We start from the raw sequence: 18069 nt of genomic DNA on the forward strand, positions 1-18069 counted from the left end.
GTTCTTGATCTTCGAGCGTACGCTCGAAGATCGTGTACGTCAGCCTGCTCGGCGAGGTCGAAGCGCAGGTCGCGGGCGGTCCCCTGCCGCTCGGCGGACCGCACCGGGTCTCGCTGCTCGCCCTGCTCGCCCTGCGGGCGGGAAGCGTCGTGCCCGTCTCGGAGCTGATCGACGCCCTCTGGGACGGGGCGCCGCCGCGCAGCGCCCTGGCCAACGTGCACGGCCATGTCAGCGCCCTGCGCAACGCGATGCGGGCCGCGGGCTCCCCGGTCGCCCCGGACCGGGTGCTGGTCACCCGTCCCCCCGGCTACCTGCTCGACCCGGCGCACTGCCGGACCGACCTCGGCCTCTTCGAGGAGCTGAGGGAGCAGGCCTGGTCGGTGCGCGCCGACCCGGCCGCGTCGGCCGGCCTGTACGCCAAGGCGCTGGCGTGCTGGCGCGGCCCCGCGCTGCTGGACGTGGGCAGCGCCTTCCTGCGCCGGCACGCCGAGCATCTGGAGCACCGGCGCCTGCAGACCGTCTGCGACATGGCGGAGGCGCAGCTGGAGCTCGGGCTGCACGACACGGTCGCGCTCGGGCTGCGCCCCCTCGTCGACGCCCACCCCTACGACGAGCGCCTGCGCGGGGTCCTGATGCTGGCCCTGTACCGCGGCAGCCGCCAGGCGGAGGCGCTGACGGTCTACCGCGAAGGACGCCGGGCCCTGGTCCAGGACCTCGGCCTGGAGCCCGGCCCCGAGCTGCGCCGGCTGGAGGCCGCGATCCTGACCCAGCAGTCGGAGCGCCCCGCGGCCGTCCCGCCCGTGCTCGCCACGCTCAGGCCCCGCCAGCTGCCGCCGGCCCCGCCCCTGCTGATCGGCCGTTCCGCGCAGATCGACGCCCTGCACACCGCCCTGGCGGCGGCGTGCCCCACCTCCCTTCCCGTCCTGGCCGTCACCGGGCCGGTCGGGTCGGGCAAGACCGCGCTGGCCCTGCACCTGGCCCACCGGCTCCAGGAGTCCCACCCCGACGGGCAGCTCTACGCCGACCTGACCGAGGAACCCGGCCGGATCCTCGCCCGCTTCCTCGGCACGCTGGGCGTGCCCCCGGACTCGGTCCCCGGCCCGCTCCCCGACCGCGCGGCCCTCTTCCGGACGCTGACCGCCGACCGCCGGCTCCTGATCCTGCTCGACGACGCCGCCGACGAGGCCCAGGTCCGCCCCCTGCTGCCCGGCGGCCCCACCTGCTCGGTCGTCGTCACGGCCCGGCGCCCGCTGACCGCCCTGGACACCACCGCCATGATCCGCCTGGCGCCCCTGCCGGACGACGAGGCCGCCGCCCTCTTCACCGCCCTGACCGGCACCGCGCCGGGCCCGGCCGTCCTCGGGCTCTGCGACGGCCTGCCCGCCGCGATCCGGGCCGCGGCCGCCCTCCTGCAGTCCCGGCCGCACTGGACCCCCGCCGACCTGGCCGCCTGGCTCGGCGACGACCACCGCCGCCTCGGCCTGCTCACCACCGGCGACCGCAGCCTCCAGGACTCCTACGCCCGGATCACCTCGGCCCTGCCCGCCCCGGCCCGCCAGGCGCTGTCCGTCCTGGCCGAGGGCCCGGCCACCCCCGCCCAGCTGTCCGGCGCCCTCTCCCTCCCCCAGTCGCACGCCGAGGAGCTCCTGGAACACCTGGTCGACCACCACCTGGCCACCCCGAGGCGCTCCGGCCCCACCTGGACCTACGCCCTGCCCGCGCTGCTGCGCCTGCACCTCACCCGGATCCCCGCCTGAAGGCGGCGGTCACCCCTCGGTCAGGACGATCACCCGGTCGGCGGCCGTGAGGGTCAGCGGGGCGCCCTTGACGGGGTTGAGGACGACGCCGTAGTCGGGGGGCTGGTGGAAGCGGGCGCCGAGCCGGTAGCCGAGGGCGGTCTCGCCGCGCCGCCGGGCCGCCTCGATGAGGGTGGTGAAGTTCGCCGTCACGCCGGGGCGCAGGTAGTCGGTGGCCGGCTTGAGGTAGATCTCGGCGCCCTGGGGCGACAGCAGCTCCATGAACACGTCGTAGAGGTGCCGGTCCTCGCTGACCTGGGCCAGGACCTGGTTGATGAGCTTGTCGCTGACCACGAAGTCGTCGGCCTTGGTCACCACCGCGATCTCGCGGTTGGCCTCGTCGTTGATCTCGCTGACGATCGAGTAGGGCGCGTCCAGTCGCTCGGCCATGTCCCGCAGGTGCAGCAGGGTGACCAGGGTGCGGGCGTCGGAGTGCTCGGCCGGCAGGTCCAGGTCGGCCAGCACGATGATGCTCTGGTAGGAGCCGGCGTCCAGGCCCTCCAGGCTGGGCCGGTCGGTGGGCGCGCACCGGGTGAAGCCGAGGGCCACGTTGGCGGGGCGGGGCAGGCCGGCGGTCGGGTCCGCCCGGTCGGCGGCCACGTGCAGCGTCGAGCCGGGGCGGGCGAAGCCGTCCAGCAACCTGATGATCTCGGGGGCGCGGTGGTTCCAGCCGATCAGCAGGGTGCGCTCGGGCGCGCCGCGGGCGGGGCCGGGCGCGGCGATGGCCTCCTCGGCGACGGGCGGCACGGGCCGGGTCGCCAGCTTGATCAGCACGTCGTCCTCGGCCAGCACGATGATCTTGTCGTCGGGGCGGGCGACGGTGTCCATCGGCGGGTTCAGCGACACCCCGCCGCCCGCGTGCCGCAGCCCGATGGGGACGCCCAGCTCGTAGGCGTCCAGCAGCCGCCCGAAGGTGCGCCCGGCCAGGGACGGCGCGGTGTGCAGGTACAGCTCGTGGCCCTCGAAGTCCAGCAGCTCGGTGAAGACCGCCGACAGGCCGGCCTCGCGGTGCGACTGCACGATGAGCCGGATCGCCAGGTCGTCGGCGTCGATCACCTGGGCGGCCGGCCCGGCCGCCAGCCGCGCGGCGGGCAGGTTGGAGGAGTCGTGCACCGCCGCGATCACGTGCGGCCGGTGACCGGGGTCCCAGGTGCGCGCGCCGAGCGCCAGCAGCACCTTGATCACATGGGTGTCGGGGGCGTCGACCGGCGGGGTCAGCACCACGATCGAGCGAGCGGTGGCGGGGCTGACCAGGTCCAGGTCGGCGACCTTGAGCGGGTCGCCGCGGCGGCAGATGACCTTCGTGCGGCCGGTGCCGCCGACCCGGGCGCGGATGGCCTCCTCCATGTCGACGCGGTCGCGGTCGGCCAGGATCGCCACGTAGGAGCTGCTCTTGCTCTTGTTGGCCTCCACCAGCTCGGCGACCACGGTGAACACGTGGTCCGACCAGCCCAGCAGGACGGTGTGGTCGTGCTCGATGATGCGCGACCGCCCCTTGCGCAGCTCGGCGATCCGGGCCTCCAGGCCGGTGGTCAGCACACCGATCAGGGCGCTGACCAGGAAGATCCCACCGACCGTCGCCACCAGCATCAGCGCCAGGTAGGGGCCGCTGCCCCGGTCGCCGCCCATCGTGCCCGGGTCCAGCGTGCGCAGCAGGCTCCGCCAGACCACGCCCGGCCAGTGGCCATTGCCCGCCGCGTCCCGCGGCGCGATCAGCACCGCCAGCGACGCCACGGTCACCACCAGCACCATCGACGCCAGCCCGAGCCAGCCGATGAGGGCGGGGGTGCCCTTGGCCATGGTGTTGTCGAACCAGTACCGCAGCCGGTCCCGCGACCTGACCCGGTTCACCGGCCGTTCCCGGCGCGCACGCCCGGCTCCCCGATCCCCATATGACGCCCCGTCTCCTCATGCGATCGGGGCGACAATCTACTGCAAACACCACATCCGGCTCGCGGCTCCTCCGGGCCCGGCTACTCGCTTGCCGGCCATCTCGGCCGCCACATGACCAGCACCCGGACCAGACGCTCAGCGCCCGGCCGGCCGACCCTTGATCGCCTGGACCAGTTCACCGAACTGCGCGGCGGTCAGGCTCAGCTGCCCGGCGGCCGGGTCCTTGGAGTCCCTGACGCCGACTCCCTGCGCAAGGTGTCCCAGCTCAATGCACTGCTCATCGTCCGCACCACCGCTGTAGGAACTCTTGCGCCACTGCACGATCATGTATATCGCTCCAGGTACTGCTTGATGAGCTCACGCGAGGCGTCCTCGGAGGCCGCCTTGCTGCCAATGCGATCGAACTTAACCGAGAGTTCGCGCACCTCGCCAGGCGTTTCGATCAAGCGGCCGCCGTTCTGCGCCCCGGAGTAGGCAACGTCCCGGGAGTCCAAGCTCAGGAGCTGGAGCGATCCATCGACCCCGAGATGCGCTCCCGCAGAGAAGGGGACGACGCGCAGGGAGAACTGGGGCAGCTCCGACAGCTTGAGAAGGTGCTCAAGCTGCGCACGCATGACCTGGGGGCCACCGACGACGCGGGCCAGCACGCTCTCGTCCAGGAGTGCCCAGACCTCGAAGTCTTCCATGCGCCCCAGGAAGTACTGCTTCCGCGCGACCCTCCTTGCCATCGACGCTTCGAAGTCCTTGGGGGTCCCCGCCCGGACACATGCCCAGGTGTAGTCATCCGTCTGTAGGGCGATCGGGATCACCTGGCCGTGGTACAGCTTGATCAGGTGGCTCTGCTCCTCGTACTTGGCGATCTGCCGCCCCCAGTCCGGATCATGAGCCATCCGGGCGAACCAGAGGAGCATCTGAAAGATCACTCCGGTCTGGTACCGCTGATCGAGCAAGCGCATGTGGTCGTCCTGCGGGCGACGACGCCCCGCCTCCATGTTGGAAACAGTGGAGCGCGCGACACCGATTACCTGCCCGCACTGGGTGAGCGACAGCCCTTCTTTTTCACGCCAGAACCGTAGGGAGTGCGCAAGGAAGTACCACATCGAGATCTTCGGGTCGAGCTCGTCACGGACGATCGGCATTTTCGCTCCCTGTTTCCAGGTTCCCCGAGTACAGACAGAGAGTAAACAACCTGAGCGACTCTTGTGAAGGAATCATGAAAACCGACCCAAGGGTGAAGCAACGGTGACGACGATGACGGACGACCTGGTCATTCCCATGCTCGGCTCGCCGGCCGCCGCCGGCCTCGCACGTACGCTCACGCAGCAACGGCTTCACAAATGGGACTGTTTCCACATTGCGGATGATGTGCAATTGATCGTCGCCGAATTGATCGCGAACGCGGCCGAGGCGACCCCGTGCAAAGAAATCCGCTTCCAGCTCAGCCGCGACGCCTACGGGGTCGTCATCGCCGTCTGGGACTCCAGCCCGGCGCTCCCCCAGCCCAAGCCGGTGGTCGAGCTGACGCTCGACGACCTCGACCTCTCCCCCGAGTCGTTCGACGACAACGGCGGCTGGGGCCTGCCGATCGTCCAGACCCTCGCCAGCCAGTGTGGCTACACGCCGGACCCGTCCGGCGGCAAGTGGATCTGGGCGCGCATGCACCTCACTCCACCGCATACATAGAGACGGCGCGCTTGTAGCGGTTCCAGTTCGCTGCCGACGCTCAGGCATCGGGCGTCCCGGTGGCGAGGTGGTGGTCCAGGCGGTGGAGCAGGAGGATCATCACCGCTCCGATGACGGCGAGGCCGGCGGTGTCGAGGGGGTCGCGGGTGTGGGAGACCAGGCCGAAGGCGGTGTGGGCGATGAGCGCCCCGGAGACGGCGGCCAGGCGGTGGCGGGGCGTCCAGCCGGTCGCTGCGCTCCAGCGGCGCAGCCTCCAGGCGGCGGCCGCGGCTACCAGAGCGGCGACGGCCATCGGCAGCGGTGCCCAGGCGCGGGGCAGGAACACCGGATGGTGCGCGCCGGCGAAGGGGAACAGCAGCGCGAGGAAGGCGAAAGCCGCGATCGCGCAGACCGCGCCGACCCGGAAACGGCCGGGAGCAGGGCGATCGGAGGAGGCCGGGCGGCGCCGATGTAGGACGAGTGCCGCCACCACCGACGCGGCCGCCAGCCCGAGGATCACCAGGGCGGCCCGGCCGGGCAGCAGGTAGCCGGGGTCCTGCGACGGGGGCACCGACACGCGCAGCAGCCCTACGCCCAGCAGTGCCGTGATGGCGGTGCCGATGAGCCCGCCGCGCCGCAGGTAGGGCGTCCGGCCGAGGTCGCGGAACATCAGCTCGACGAGCGTGACCGGCAGCAGGACGCTGAACACCGCGTGGTAGATCAGGTTCAGCTCGGCGTAGGGGGCGTTGATCCCCCACGGCCGCGGGCCCCAGCCGGCGGCGCCGTACAGGTGGGGGCTGGTGAGGCTCTGCAGCGCCAGGCCCTCCTCGACCAGCCCGTAGGCGAGGCCCATCAGCAGCAGGGCGCCCGTCCCGCCGCCCGTCCGGCGGACCACCTCGCGGATCAGCAGCACCCCGGCGCCGTAGATCGGGACATAGAGGACGACCAGCCACAGCATCCGCACCGGGACCGAGCCGAGGGTCAGCTCGGCGACGGCGGGCGCGACGAGCACCAGTGCGAGGGCGGCGCGTCGCCGCCGGTTCCGAAGAAAGGCCATGCTTCGACGGTAGGAACGGGACCCGCCCCGGCGCCTCGGGCGGCGGAGTGGTCTCCGCCCTCCGTCTTCAGGCTGAGGGGCGGGGCCGGACCACTCCGAGGTCGTAGGCGAGCACCACGGCCTGCACCCGGTCGCGCACCCCGAGCTTGCGCAGGATGGACGACACGTGCGTCTTCACCGTCGCCTCGGTGACCACCAGCCGCCGGGCGATCTCGGCGTTGGAGGCCGCGCGCGCCACCAGCGCGAGCACCTCCAGCTCCCGGTCGGTGAGCTCGCCGAGCGCCGCCGGGCGGACCGGCGGCTGCGGCGCGGTGGCGGTGAAGCGGTCCAGGAGGCGCCGGGTCGCGGTGGGGGCGAGCAGCGCCTCGCCCCGCGCGACGACCCGGACGGCCTCGGCCAGCTCCGCCGGCCGCACGTCCTTCAGCAGGAACCCGCTGGCGCCGGCCCGCAGCGCGGCGTAGAGCGGCTCGTCCAGGTCGAAGGTGGTCAGCATGATCACCCGGGGCGGGTCCGCGGCGGCGGTGAGCAGCCGGGTGGCCTCGACGCCGTCCATGCCGGGCATCCGCACGTCCATGAGGACCACGTCCGGGCGGACCCGCGCGGCCAGCGCGACGGCCTGCGCGCCGTCGGCGGCCTCGCCGACCACCGCCAGGTCGTCCCGGGCGTCGATGATCATGCAGAAGCCGGCCCGGACCAGCTCCTGGTCGTCGGCGACCAGCACCCGGATCGTCATGCGGTGTCCTCCAGCGGCAGGCGGGCGCGGACCCGGAACCCGCCCGCGGGGCCGGGCCCGGCCTCCAGTGTCCCGCCGAGCAGCGCCGCGCGCTCGCGCATCCCGGCGAGTCCCTGCCCGGCGCCCGGCGCGGCGGACCGGCCGCCGCCGGTGCCGTCGTCGCGGACCTCGACGGTCAGCAGGCCGTCCCGGGCGCGGACGGTGACCACGGCGGTGGACGCGCGGGCGTGCCGCAGCGCGTTGGTGAGCGACTCCTGGACGATTCGGTACGCCGACAGCGCCACGCCCGGCGGGACGTCGGCGTCCGCCAGGCCTTCCCGCACCACGCGGACGGCCAGGCCGGCGGCCTGCACCGTCCCGGCGAGCCGGTCCAGGTCCGCCAGGGACGGCTGCGGCTCCAGGGCGTCGTCCGCGGTCTCCTCCTCCAGCACGCGCACAGTGCGCAGGAAGCGGCGGAGCTCCACCAGGGCCTCCCGGCCCGAGGCCTCCAGCCCCCGCACCGCCTGCCGCGCCTTCTCGGGGCTGGTGTCGAAGACGTCGTCGGCGGCGGCGGCCTGCACGACCATCACCGACACCGTGTGCGCCAGGACGTCGTGCAGCTCGCGGGCGATGCGGGCCCGTTCCTCCAGCACCATCCGGCGCGCCTCGGCGTGCCGCCGCGCCGCCCACGCCCGGCCGAGCGCGCCCCAGCTCCAGGCGAGGACCACCGCGACCGGCCACAGGAGCGCCATGGCGCCGTGGCCCGCCGTCGCGGCGAAGGCGGCCGCCGCTCCGGGCACCGCCCACAGCGACGTCCGCGCGGGCCGCAGCCAGGCGAACGTGCACAGCACCACCAGCGCGATCCCCGGACCGGCCTGCGGGACCAGGAGCTGCAGGGCCGCCCCGGAGGCCACCGCGACGGCGGTGACCACGGCGGGACGCGAGCCCAGCCACCACAGCGCCGCCGCCTGGACGACGACGAGCGCCGCCACCAGCGGACGCCCGGCCGCGGCCGGCACGCCGCGGGGCGCCAGGAACAGCACTGGCGACAGCACCGCCAGCGCACCCGCCACCAGCGGCGCCTTCCACCGCACCGGCAGCGACGCCTCGAACCGGTCCCGCACACCTGCCGACGCTACCAGCGCACCCTCAGCCGTCGCCGGAACGACAGGGGCGCTGGAAGACGAGAGTGAAGATGCCCAGCCGGTCCGGACCGAGCACTCCCGCGCACTGCCACCCGCCGCGGCCCGCTCGATCGAGCTTTCGCTGGAGCTGGTCCGAGTTCACCGCGCCCAGGGCGTTACACCCCACTTGCGTGGTGCGGTACTCCCACTGGCGAGGCCGCGTCTCTTCCTGTTCGCGCATCCGCGATGCCGCCTTCCGGTCGTTTCCGGCCGGATCATCCTGTCACCGGACGCGCCCCCGGCGGCGAATGGTCATGCGTCGGGGACCGCCACGATGGGCTTCGCCCAGGAGCGGCCCTCGGCGTTCTTGAGGATCAGGTACTCGGCGTCCACGTGGGGTTCGATCGCGCTGTGCTTGTCGTTGGGGGCGCTGATGACGAGCTGGAAGCCCAGCCCGCGCCAGGCGCCGATGGCCCGGCCGGTGAAGTGCGCGTCCGCCTTGATCAGCGCCTCGTCGAGGAAGACCGGGGCGTAGCGCGGCCGCTCGGCGCCCGCGTCGCCCAGCTGGTAGCGCAGCGCCGCGCCGACGATGAACGCGACCAGCTCCTGGGACTCGCCGCCGGACTTCTCCCCGATGTGGTCGTAGACCGCGACGTGCGCGCCGGCCAGGTCGCGTTTCTCCGCGCTGATCCGGACGTGGTTGCGCACGTCGACCAGGTCGGCGAAATCGGGCGCGGTGCGGCGGATCCGGTCGATCACCCTGGCCATGCGGTGGTAGGCGCGCTCCCGGTCGGCGTCGGTGTCCGCCTTGTCGATGAGGGCCCGTACGTCGCGCAGCTCCTTGCGGAACCGGGCGCGCACCGCGGAGTGGCTCTCCTGCGGGTCGATGCGCAGCCGGTGCCCGTCGTCGGCGAACGGCAGCCCGGCGAGGATGCGGTTGACCGGGTCGATCCGGTCGCGGATCTGGCGGACCGCGGCGGCGAGCTCGCTGTCCAGGCTGGTCAGGTCGTTGCCGGAGAGCTTGAGGAGGCTGTCGCGCCACTCGGTCTCCAGCTCGTGCAGGCCGCTGGTCTCCAGGTCGGCGAGCAGGCGCTCGAAGTCGTGGTAGGAGGCGTCGGGGTCGGTGCCGAGGTTGGGGTTCGGCCAGCGCTCGACGAACATGGCGAACGTCTCCTGCAGCGCCTTGCGCGACCGGCCGATCGTCTCCTGCGCCGCCTTGCGGTCGTCGTGCATCCGCTCGGCGGCGCGCCGGTACGCGGCGTCGAACTCCGCCAGCGCCGTCGCCGGATCGGCGCCGTCGGGGGCGTCGCCGAACAGCGCCGCCAGGTACTCGCGGTGCTCGAGGACCACCTCGGTGCCGGTCGCCGCGGCGGTGTCGAGCGCCCGCTGGGCGCCGTCCACCTCGTCGACGATCGACTCCCACTCGGCGTCGAGCCGCTCCAGCTCCTTCTTCTGGCCGCCGACGCGCTCGGTCAGCTCGGTGACCCGCCGCTTGAGCTCCTCCGCCTCCCGCTGCAGCCGGTCGATCTCGGGGTTGCCCGCGCGGACCTCGGCGATGACCCGCTCCCAGCGGTCGCGTTCGGCGATGACCGCCTCGACGTCCACCTGGTCCCAGGTCAGCTCGGTCACGGTCTGGTAGGCGGTGCGCCTCTCCTCGAACGAGTTGAGGTCCCGCTCGGCCTTCTCCTCCTGCGCGACGGCGTCGTCAAGGCGTTTGCGGGCGCGCTCGATCCGGGTGTCGAGGTCGGCGAGCAGCCTGGTGTTGGTGAATCCCAGCAGGTTGGCCCGGCCGTGGCCGCCGTGCGCGCCCCGGGCGCCCTGTGACATCTGGCCGGTGATCGTGAGCGCCTTGGAGTGCTGCATCAGCAGCGCGGGCGTCTCGACGCAGACGAAGTCGAACCGGGTGGCGAGCTCGCCCTTGAGCCAGGCGGTGAACGGCGAGGGCCGGTAGTCCAGCCGGCCGGGGAGCGTCCTGTCGTCCAGCCCGACCTCGTCGCGCAGGCCGGTGCGCACGCCCTCGAACCGGATGCGCCGCGCGACCGACACCGAGTCGATCGCCTCGCGGAACGCGTTCAGCCGGCCGATGTCGATCAGCATCTGGGTGGCGAACCCGCCGAGCGCCAGGTTGAACGCCTCCCGCCACGGCTCGAACTCGGTGCGCACCTCGATCAGCTCGCCGACGAACGGCAGGTCGTCCGGGGTGAGCCCGGCGCCCTCGGCCAGCAGGTCGCGGGCGGCGTGCAGGTCGGTGGGGATGTTGCCGCGGCGGGCCTTGACCTTGCCGCGTTCGCCCTGCAGCGCCTCCAGTTCGCGTTTCGCCTCCGCGCTTTCCGCGGCCGCCGCAGCGAACCGGTTCTGGGCGGTCTTCCTGGCGTCGGCGTCGGCCAGCACCCGGTGCGCCGTGCCGACCAGCTCGGCGTAGTCCCCGGCGGTCGACACGGCGGCGCCGACGGCGGCCAGGACGCGGTCCAGCCGCTTGCGGGCGCGCTCGACGTCGGCCAGCCGCTGCTCCACCCCGCGGATCTCCCGGCGCGCGGTGTCCAGCCGGTCGCCGCCGGTCGCGCGCAGGGTGTCGAGCACCGCGTCCCGCCGGCCCTCCGCCGTCTTGATCAGTCCGGCGGTCTCCGCCGCCTCCTGCCCGGCCCGGCGGCGCCGGGCGGACAGGACCTGCTCGGCGGCGCGCAGCAGGTCGAGCCGGCGTTCGTGCCGCCACAGCGCCGCGGGGGACGCCGGGGCGGTGAACGACCCGACGGCGTCGATGACCCGCGTCCGGGCCACCGCGTCGTCGATCGCGTCCCGGTGGCCGCGGATCGGGGTCAGCGCCCGCACCTGCTGCCGGGCGGTGATCATCCGGTCCCGGGTGCCGGACAGCTCGTCGAACTGCTGCACCACCTCGTCCGCGGTGGCCAGGGTGGACGGCTCCTCCAGCACCATCGTCTTGTACAGCGCGTCGACGGTGGTGATCTGCTGGCCGGCCTGGATGCGGCCGAGCAGCGCGACCGCCTTGTGCCCGTCCCCGGCGGCGCCGATGCCGAGCGCGGTGTGCAGCCGGGCGGTGAAGTCACGGTCGGTGCCGAAGCAGGTCAGGCCCGTCGCGGTGACCGCCTCGCGGGCGAACCTGCTGCCCGCGGGGCCGTCCAGCCCGCGCAGGTCGTAGGCGTCGTCCCGGGTGGCGCGGACCACCACGACGTCGTCGAGGGCGCGCGCCGACGACGGCACGTACCAGGCCCGCAGCGCGGTGAACACCGCGCCGCTCCGGTCGGCCCAGGTCATCGCGATCGCCGACCAGGTGTCGCGGCCGTCCCCGCGCAGCACCCGCGACCTGGTCTCGCCGTCGGTCCGCGACTCGTCGAGCTTGCCCCGCGCGTAGGAGAGGATGTTGCGCTGGTCCTTGCCGCGCGGCCGGCCGACCACCCCGCCGTTGGACGCCCCGTTGAACGGCGTGGTGTGCGGCATCAGCAGCGCGATGTAGGAGTCCATCAGCGTCGACTTGCCCGACCCCGAACCGCCGCTGAACAGGGTCGCGCCGGGGGCGAACCGGACGCGGTGGTACCCGTCGTAGCCGCCCCAGTTGACCAGCTGCAGCTCCCGCGCCACCCACTGCTGCCCGCGCGAGGCCGCCGGGATCAGCCCGAACAGTGTGTCGATCATGCTCATGGCGCGACCTCGTTCCGTTCCCGCAGCCACCGGTTCAGCTCGGTGAGCTTCTCGGCGCTCAGCACGACCTCGATCAGCGGCGTGATCCGGTACCGGCCCGCGGACTCCTCCGCGAGCAGGCCCTCTGCCGCCAGCCGCTGCACCGCGTTGCGGATGTCGCGCTGGCCGCGGGCGAGGTTGTGGTCCTCGGGATCGAAGTAGGTCAGCACGGTCTGTTCCAGCTCTTCGATGTCGACCCGCGCGGACGTCTCGCCGGTGCCGCGCTCCCGCTGGAAGACGGTCCGCAGGTGGACCAGCACCAGGGTCTCGGCCCGGTTGTAGGGGTCGTCCTTCAGCAGGATCGGGACGTCCGACTCCGCCGAGCGCACCTGCTGCTTGTAGGCGATGCCCCGGTCGTGGTCGACCACCAGCCGGACGAACAGGTCGTGCAGCCGCGACTCGATGATCTGCTGGTTCTCCAGCAGCGTGCGCCACTGCGCCGGGTTCTTGTCGGCCAGCAGGAACCGGCGCTGCAGCAGCCGTACCAGCACCCGCCGCACGTCCACGTCCAGCGTGCCGGTGTCACCGGCGAACAGCTCGGCCGGGTCGCCCTCCATCGGGACCGGCTCGATGAAGCCGGCCGCCGCGCCCTCCGGCCGGTCGCCGTCCGGTTCACCCATCGTCGTTCCCCGCTCTCTCGTCGCCGGCGCGGGCCGGCGCCGGGTTCGCCGCCAGCACGCCGCCGAACGCGAACCGGCGCCGGGTCCCGTCCGGGCGCACCGCGTCGACCGTCTCGATCTCGCCCGTGTCGGTCATGCCGAGGTCGTGCACGATCTCCAGCAGGCCGAGCAGGTCCACCGGCCGCCGGATCGGCTCGGCCGCCGCGCGGAACGCGGCCGCGACGTCGACGCCGTCCGCGCCGTCCGCGAACGCCGCCAGGTGCGCGCGCAGCTCGGCGTACTGCGGGCCGCCCCAGGCGCGGGTGTCGGCGGACGGCACGTCCTCCGCCTCGTCCCATTCCCGCAGCGGCGTGGGCGGCCGCGGCGGGCGCGGATCGCTCACGGTCTGCCGCAGCTGCCCGACGTCGGCCACCGGCAGGCGGCGCAGCGGGGTGACGGCCTCGCCGCGCCGCGACGCGGGCACCCAGGCGTGGAGGCCGGACATCACGTCCCGCAGCAGCTCGTCCACCTGGCGGTCGCGCATCGGGTCGTGGTTGCGCACCTGGGTGGTGATGACGTGCGACGCCTGCCGCTGCGCCGCCAGCACCTCCTTGACGCCCTGCTCGATCCGGCGCGCGATCTCGGCGAGCTCCCGCCGCTGCGGCTCGGGCAGCAGGGCGGTGAACCGGTGCCGCAGCACGGTGCGCAGCAGGTTCCACAGGTCGTCGATCTGGGCCGGGTCGCCGATCAGGCGCAGCGCCCCGGCGAACGCGCGGCCCTCGGGCGTCGCGTCCATGATCTGCCGGCCGCGCTCGAGGTACTCGCGCAGCACCTCCCCGGTCGGCCGCACGTCCTGGCGCAGGTCGGCGACGACGTCGCGCTGCATGGCCTTGATCGACTCGGCGACGCGGGCGAAGTCGGCGGGCAGCTCGCGCGCCAGGTGCAGCACGTTCTCGGCCGCCTCCAGCAGCTGGTCGTCCTCGACGGTCTCCACGGCGCCGCCCCGTTCGAGCCGCGCCAGCTCCCGCCGGCGCTGGTCGATCTCGGTCTGCAGGCGGGCCATCCGGGCCATGACGTCGGGGTCGGCGTCCTGCGCGAGCCGCTCGACCGCCTCCAGCAGCGTGCGGACCCGCGACTGCGACACCCGGGTCCGCGTCCCGCCGACCCGGCCGGCCACCTCGAGCGCGCCGACGCCGTGCGCGGACAGCCGGTACACCTCGACGTCGTCGGAGACCTGCCGCACCAGCCAGCCCGCGTGGACCCACTGCCGGCACAGGTCCCGGGCGTTCCCCGCCGGCAGGGGCTGGTCGCCCTCGTCGCCGTAGCCCGCGGCCCGCAGCCGGGCGAGGGCGTCGGCGATCTCGGCGTGGGCGTCGGCCACCGCCACCGCCGGCCGCTCGGGCGTGAACATCATCGCCAGCACGGTCACCACGAACGGCGCGTAGGTCCGGTGGAGCAGATCGAGCATCGGGTTCTGAAACGCCTGGAGCGCTCCCCGGTACGCCCCCTCCACGCCACGTGTATCCATATCGCCGACCAGGGTAAGGCCTGCGCGCTCGACTCCACGATCCGAAGGCCGCGGCGGGCCCGGTCAGGGCTGGGCGGTGAAGGCGGCCGTCCTGGCGTAGAGCTTGTAGAGCTTGAACGGGCCGGCGGCGGGCAGGCGGCAGGCGTTGTCGAGCGTCCTGGTCGCCTTCTGCAGGGTCAGCGTCGCGCCGCGGGCGCCGGGCTGGTCGATCTGGCCGCCCATGAACACCTGCATCTTGGTCATCAGGTTGCGGCGCTGGTCGGTGTTCGCCTCTGTCCAGGAGTGGCAGGTCACCTCGGCCAGCAGCGCGTCGTCGATGCGCAGGCCCTTGCCGTGGTCGTGGGGGTGGTCGTCCTTGCCGCCGGCGACCGGCCGGGGCGCGGCGGCCGTGGAGTTCGCCGGACGCGCCGGGGACTTGAACCAAGGGCAGGGCCCGCCGGGCTTCAGGTCGGACATGCAGACGAGGAGCTCGGCCTCGTTGGCGATGTCGCCGAGGCCGACGCTCGCCCACAGCAGCCTGCCGTCGGCGCAGTTCGGCAGGAACGCGGGCGCGGTGGTCGCCTTGCCGTTGTTCCACCAGCAGTTGCCCGTGTTGGCCGGGAAGGCGTCCCACCAGAAGTCGACGCCGTTGCCGGTCATCGTGTTGCCGTGGAAGGCGTTGCGGTGCGAGGTGGACAGCTTCGCCGGGTCGCAGCCGGGCATGGGCTTGCTGTCGGGGCCGCAGACGAAGGCGTCAGGCACCGCGAACAGCATCGCCCCGCGCCGCCAGTTGTCGCTGAAGCGGTTGTCGCGGACGATGTTGTCGTTGCCGCCGGCGATCCACATCCCGGTCCCCACCGGCACCGGCACCGTGGGCACCACGTCGCTGTCCGGCAGGTAGGGGTTGAAGTTGTTGGAGTAGAAGTGGTTGTTCTCCACCAGGTCGCCCTGCTGCGGGAAGCCGGGGTGGCCTGCGGCGGTGAACACGTCGGTGGTGAAGCCGAGGCCGTTGTCATAGAAGTTGTTGTGGTGCAGCCAGGTGGCGTTGCCGTCGGTGCCGGAGTAGCCGCTGGTGTTGTGGTGGGAGTCGCAGTAGCGGATCTCCTGGCTGTAGCGCGCCTTGGGGTAGACGCGCGTGTCACGGCCCACGTTGGTCTTGGCGCCCGAGCCCGGGTAGAGGCCGGAGTCGCCGCTGCCGGCCGCCTCGCAGTTCTGCACCAGGCCGTGGTCCTCGACGAACGTCAGCAGCCCGTACTCGCCGGCGTAGAACGTCTTGAAGCGGTCCAGCAGGTATCCGTTGGACTCCAGCACGTAGATGTTGTGCTCGTTGGCGTGCCGCACGGTCACGTTCCGCAGGACGAACCCGTCGGCGCGGTCGGCGCGGATGCCCACGTCCTTCTCCGACTTGCGCGGGCCGTGGTTGCCCGAGGCGGGGTCGCCTGCGTCCACCACGACGTCGTCGGCGCTCACGCCCGACCCTTCGAGCTGCAGGTTGCAGCGCACGCACGGGCCCAGGTTGGGGACGCCGTGCCGGTCGAGGCGCGGCGGGTCGGGGTCGGCGCCCTTGCCCGGGGCGCGGCCGAGCACCGCGATCAGGTTGGCGTCGTTCGGGCACATGTACTCGCCGAGGTAGGAGTAGGCCCCGGTGGACAGCTTGTAGGGGTCGCAGGCCTTGTCGTGGGTGGGCTTGGCGCGCGCCGTCGGCTCGGTGTAGAGGCCGGGCATGACCACGACGCGGTCGTTGTTCCCCGAGGCGGTCACCGCGGGCTGGATCTCGCGGTACTTGCAGCGGGCGAACAGCGCCCGGTTGATCCGCAGCAGTTCCTGCGCCTCGGCCGCGCCGAGGCTGCGCTTGTCGTGGGGGCGGACGCTGTAGCCCGACGTGCGCGCCTTCTTGACCGAGGCCTCCAGGCGCTTCAGCGAGTCCGGCGCGCACACCACGCGGACCGTGCCGCCGGACGCCGTGGTGATCGCCGAGGCCAGGCTGCGGGCGTCCGGCACCTTCCCGCCGGCGCACGGGTTCACCGAGCAGTCGGGGCCGGGCAGCGGCCAGTACGACGGCCGTTCGATGTGCGCGTCCGCGGCCAGCGAGGCCCCGAGCACGAGCGCGGACGCCGCCGCGACCGCCGCCGTCACCCGGCGTATCCAGCGTTGACCCATCTGTCTCTCCCACGGCCGAAGGCTCACGCCCAAGCGCTTGTTCGCGGACGATAACACCGCCGCCCGGAAAACGTGAGAGACCCTCGCAACAAAGATCGCGGACGGCCGGAAGCAGCCACCCGGCACCGGCTCGGCGGCAGGTGTCCTCGTCCGGACGGCCGAGGCCCTGGACGACCCCGTCGAGGGAGACGAACATCGTGGCCGTGATCGAACGCGTCGACCTGGCCCCTCCCTGCAGTGGCCCTGCCACCCTCTGCACGAACAGACATCGACGAAATCGACACCGCCGGCTCGGCCGTCTTTATGACGAGCCGGTGTGGGCGGGCAGGCTGTAGCGGTAACGGGTGGGAGCGAGGTCGTGCTCGTCAGGACGCCATGAAGTCCAGCGGCGACAACGTCCTCCCGAGGTCTGAACAGTGCCGTCCGGCCGGCGTGTCCAGTTGATCTGATCGACGACGACCAGGTCGGTGCGGGCTTCCTTGGCGTGCTCGACCTCGTTGGCGGTCAGCTCGACCGTGTCAGCGATGCCAGTGGATCCTTTGACCTCGATGTGGAGTTCCTCGTCGCCCTTGACGGCCAACAGGTCGTAAGAGCGGGTGGCGCCGACATCCGTGATCTCGTAGTCCGGGTAGTAGTCGTAAGCGCAGCGGACGGCGTGCTCCTCAACGGCCTTGCGCAGGATCGGGTCGGCGATATAGCCGGCACCGGTCCTCGATCGAGGCCGCTCGGGAGTGGAGGCGCTGCGCCGTGCGGACCGTTCAGCTGGCGCAGGACGGGCGATGTGGGCAAGGGCCGGGATCAGGTCCAGGATCGCAGCGGGAACCTTGACCAGGTACGCCTGCGCAGTACGCAGCGGACGGCTGCCGGAGAAAACGAAAGGGTAGTACAACGGGCCGTCGACGTGCTTTTCCAGCTCTTCTTTGACTTGACGGAGCTGATCCTCCAAAGGGCGCAGGGTCTGCTGGCCGATCGGCGTAGCCAGCGGAGTGAAACTGGACAGTTCATAACGCCAGGCCGGGAGAGGGGCGGTGTTGGCGGGGCGCTGCTGGCCGTAGGTGCCGCGGGCATCCCAGAGGAGCCGGTCGTCGTAGGGGCCGTCGACGGCGGTCGAGTGACCGACGATCCCGGGTTCGACGTTGAGGCTTTTGTGCCAGTGCAGCACGATGTCACCGGGCCGAACCTGCGTGACCAGCGAATAGGACCAGAACTCCCCACCGGTGCCGTTACGTTGCAGCGCGATCAGGTTGCCGCCGAGGTCGGGCCGGTCCGTGATCTCCATCCAGAAGCGTTCGGCCGGGTCATCGTCCCACCAGCGATTGATCGAGCCTGTCGGCGCGGTGAACTCCGTGCGCGCCTCCCGCGGTAAGGCCAGGTCGGCCGCGAGCCTGGCCGCGTCCGCCAGCCCGTATCCGGGGACCTTCAGCCGCAAGCGGATCCGTTTGGTGTTGTTGCCGCCCCGGGATGCGCCGGGAGCTCGGCCGATCGTTGACTGCGCGGAGCACAGCCGCACCCGCAATGTCTCCAGATCATGCTCATCGGCGAGCCGGATCGGCGCTGCGAACAGCCTGCGCTCGGCTTCAGGGAGCGAACTCGTCACCCGTGAGTCCACCAGGCCCTCTACAAGGACGGCGTCGCGCTCTCTCAACCGCGCCAGCAACAGCTTCAGGGCAGGTCGGTAATCGACATTGAACGGCTTGCGGCCGACAGAAGGGCGGGCCCCCGAGCTGCTTTTCAGCACCAACGACAGCAGGTCCCTTCCCGCCTCGACCTCCACCGCGTATTCGGCGTCCAGTACCCGGCCGTCATCTGCTGTCGCTCGCATGGACATACCTTGGCACGAGATGCCGACATTTCTGTCATGAC

At 72.5% G+C, this 18069-nt stretch carries 13 protein-coding genes; 2 read left to right on the plus strand and 11 right to left on the minus strand.

Going from position 1 to position 18069, the window contains the following annotated elements:
• Positions 1-32: 32 nt before the first annotated feature.
• Positions 33-1757: an AfsR/SARP family transcriptional regulator gene (locus tag ACRB68_RS00820; RefSeq protein WP_153530415.1), complete on the plus strand. Its 1725-nt coding sequence runs from the start codon at positions 33-35 to the stop codon at positions 1755-1757.
• Positions 1758-1766: 9 nt separating this feature from the next.
• On the opposite strand, the gene ACRB68_RS00825 is transcribed toward ACRB68_RS00820, so the two are convergent.
• From ACRB68_RS00825 to ACRB68_RS00835, 3 genes are all read right to left on the minus strand, one after another.
• Positions 1767-3647 carry a CASTOR/POLLUX-related putative ion channel gene (locus tag ACRB68_RS00825; RefSeq protein ID WP_328593567.1) on the minus strand — a complete coding sequence of 627 codons (1881 nt, stop codon included), beginning with the start codon at positions 3645-3647 and terminating at the stop codon, positions 1767-1769.
• A gap of 177 nt (positions 3648-3824) precedes the next feature.
• Positions 3825-4016, minus strand: a complete 192-nt coding sequence (locus ACRB68_RS00830; RefSeq protein ID WP_153530416.1) for a DUF397 domain-containing protein — start codon at positions 4014-4016, stop codon at positions 3825-3827.
• A complete protein-coding gene (locus ACRB68_RS00835; protein WP_153530417.1) occupies positions 4013-4828 on the minus strand; it encodes a helix-turn-helix domain-containing protein in 816 nt (271 codons plus the stop codon). Before ACRB68_RS00835 ends, ACRB68_RS00830 begins: the two co-directional genes overlap by 4 nt.
• Before the next feature lie 112 nt (positions 4829-4940).
• On the opposite strand from ACRB68_RS00835, the gene ACRB68_RS00840 reads away from it, so the two are divergent.
• Positions 4941-5372 carry an ATP-binding protein gene (locus ACRB68_RS00840; RefSeq protein WP_153530418.1) on the plus strand — a complete coding sequence of 144 codons (432 nt, stop codon included), beginning with the start codon at positions 4941-4943 and terminating at the stop codon, positions 5370-5372.
• 40 nt (positions 5373-5412) lie between these two features.
• On the opposite strand, the gene ACRB68_RS00845 is transcribed toward ACRB68_RS00840, so the two are convergent.
• The 8 genes from ACRB68_RS00845 to ACRB68_RS00880 all read right to left on the minus strand — a co-directional run bounded on the left by ACRB68_RS00845 (position 5413) and on the right by ACRB68_RS00880 (position 18028).
• Positions 5413-6408: a hypothetical protein gene (locus ACRB68_RS00845; protein WP_153530419.1), complete on the minus strand. Its 996-nt coding sequence runs from the start codon at positions 6406-6408 to the stop codon at positions 5413-5415.
• A gap of 67 nt (positions 6409-6475) precedes the next feature.
• Positions 6476-7141 carry a response regulator gene (locus tag ACRB68_RS00850; RefSeq protein ID WP_153530420.1) on the minus strand — a complete coding sequence of 222 codons (666 nt, stop codon included), beginning with the start codon at positions 7139-7141 and terminating at the stop codon, positions 6476-6478.
• Positions 7138-8244 carry a sensor histidine kinase gene (locus tag ACRB68_RS42325; RefSeq protein ID WP_207709545.1) on the minus strand — a complete coding sequence of 369 codons (1107 nt, stop codon included), beginning with the start codon at positions 8242-8244 and terminating at the stop codon, positions 7138-7140. Before ACRB68_RS42325 ends, ACRB68_RS00850 begins: the two co-directional genes overlap by 4 nt.
• A gap of 312 nt (positions 8245-8556) precedes the next feature.
• On the minus strand, positions 8557-11901 hold the full coding sequence (locus tag ACRB68_RS00860; RefSeq protein WP_153530421.1) for an ATP-binding protein: 3345 nt from the start codon (positions 11899-11901) through the stop codon (positions 8557-8559).
• Positions 11898-12560, minus strand: coding sequence for a DUF4194 domain-containing protein (locus ACRB68_RS00865; RefSeq protein ID WP_153530422.1), 663 nt, complete (start codon positions 12558-12560; stop codon positions 11898-11900). Before ACRB68_RS00865 ends, ACRB68_RS00860 begins: the two co-directional genes overlap by 4 nt.
• Positions 12553-14067 (minus strand): DUF3375 domain-containing protein, encoded by a 1515-nt coding sequence (locus ACRB68_RS00870; RefSeq protein WP_153530423.1) that lies wholly within the window; start codon positions 14065-14067, stop codon positions 12553-12555. Before ACRB68_RS00870 ends, ACRB68_RS00865 begins: the two co-directional genes overlap by 8 nt.
• 63 nt (positions 14068-14130) lie before the next feature.
• Positions 14131-16206 carry a right-handed parallel beta-helix repeat-containing protein gene (locus ACRB68_RS00875; RefSeq protein WP_153530424.1) on the minus strand — a complete coding sequence of 692 codons (2076 nt, stop codon included), beginning with the start codon at positions 16204-16206 and terminating at the stop codon, positions 14131-14133.
• A gap of 301 nt (positions 16207-16507) precedes the next feature.
• Entirely contained in the window at positions 16508-18028 is a 1521-nt protein-coding gene (locus ACRB68_RS00880; protein WP_207709547.1) for a protein NO VEIN domain-containing protein, read from the minus strand.
• Positions 18029-18069: the final 41 nt, after the last annotated feature.

Origin of the sequence: Actinomadura macrotermitis (assembly GCF_009604375.1) — a bacterium.
Taxonomy (GTDB): domain Bacteria; phylum Actinomycetota; class Actinomycetes; order Streptosporangiales; family Streptosporangiaceae; genus Spirillospora; species Spirillospora macrotermitis.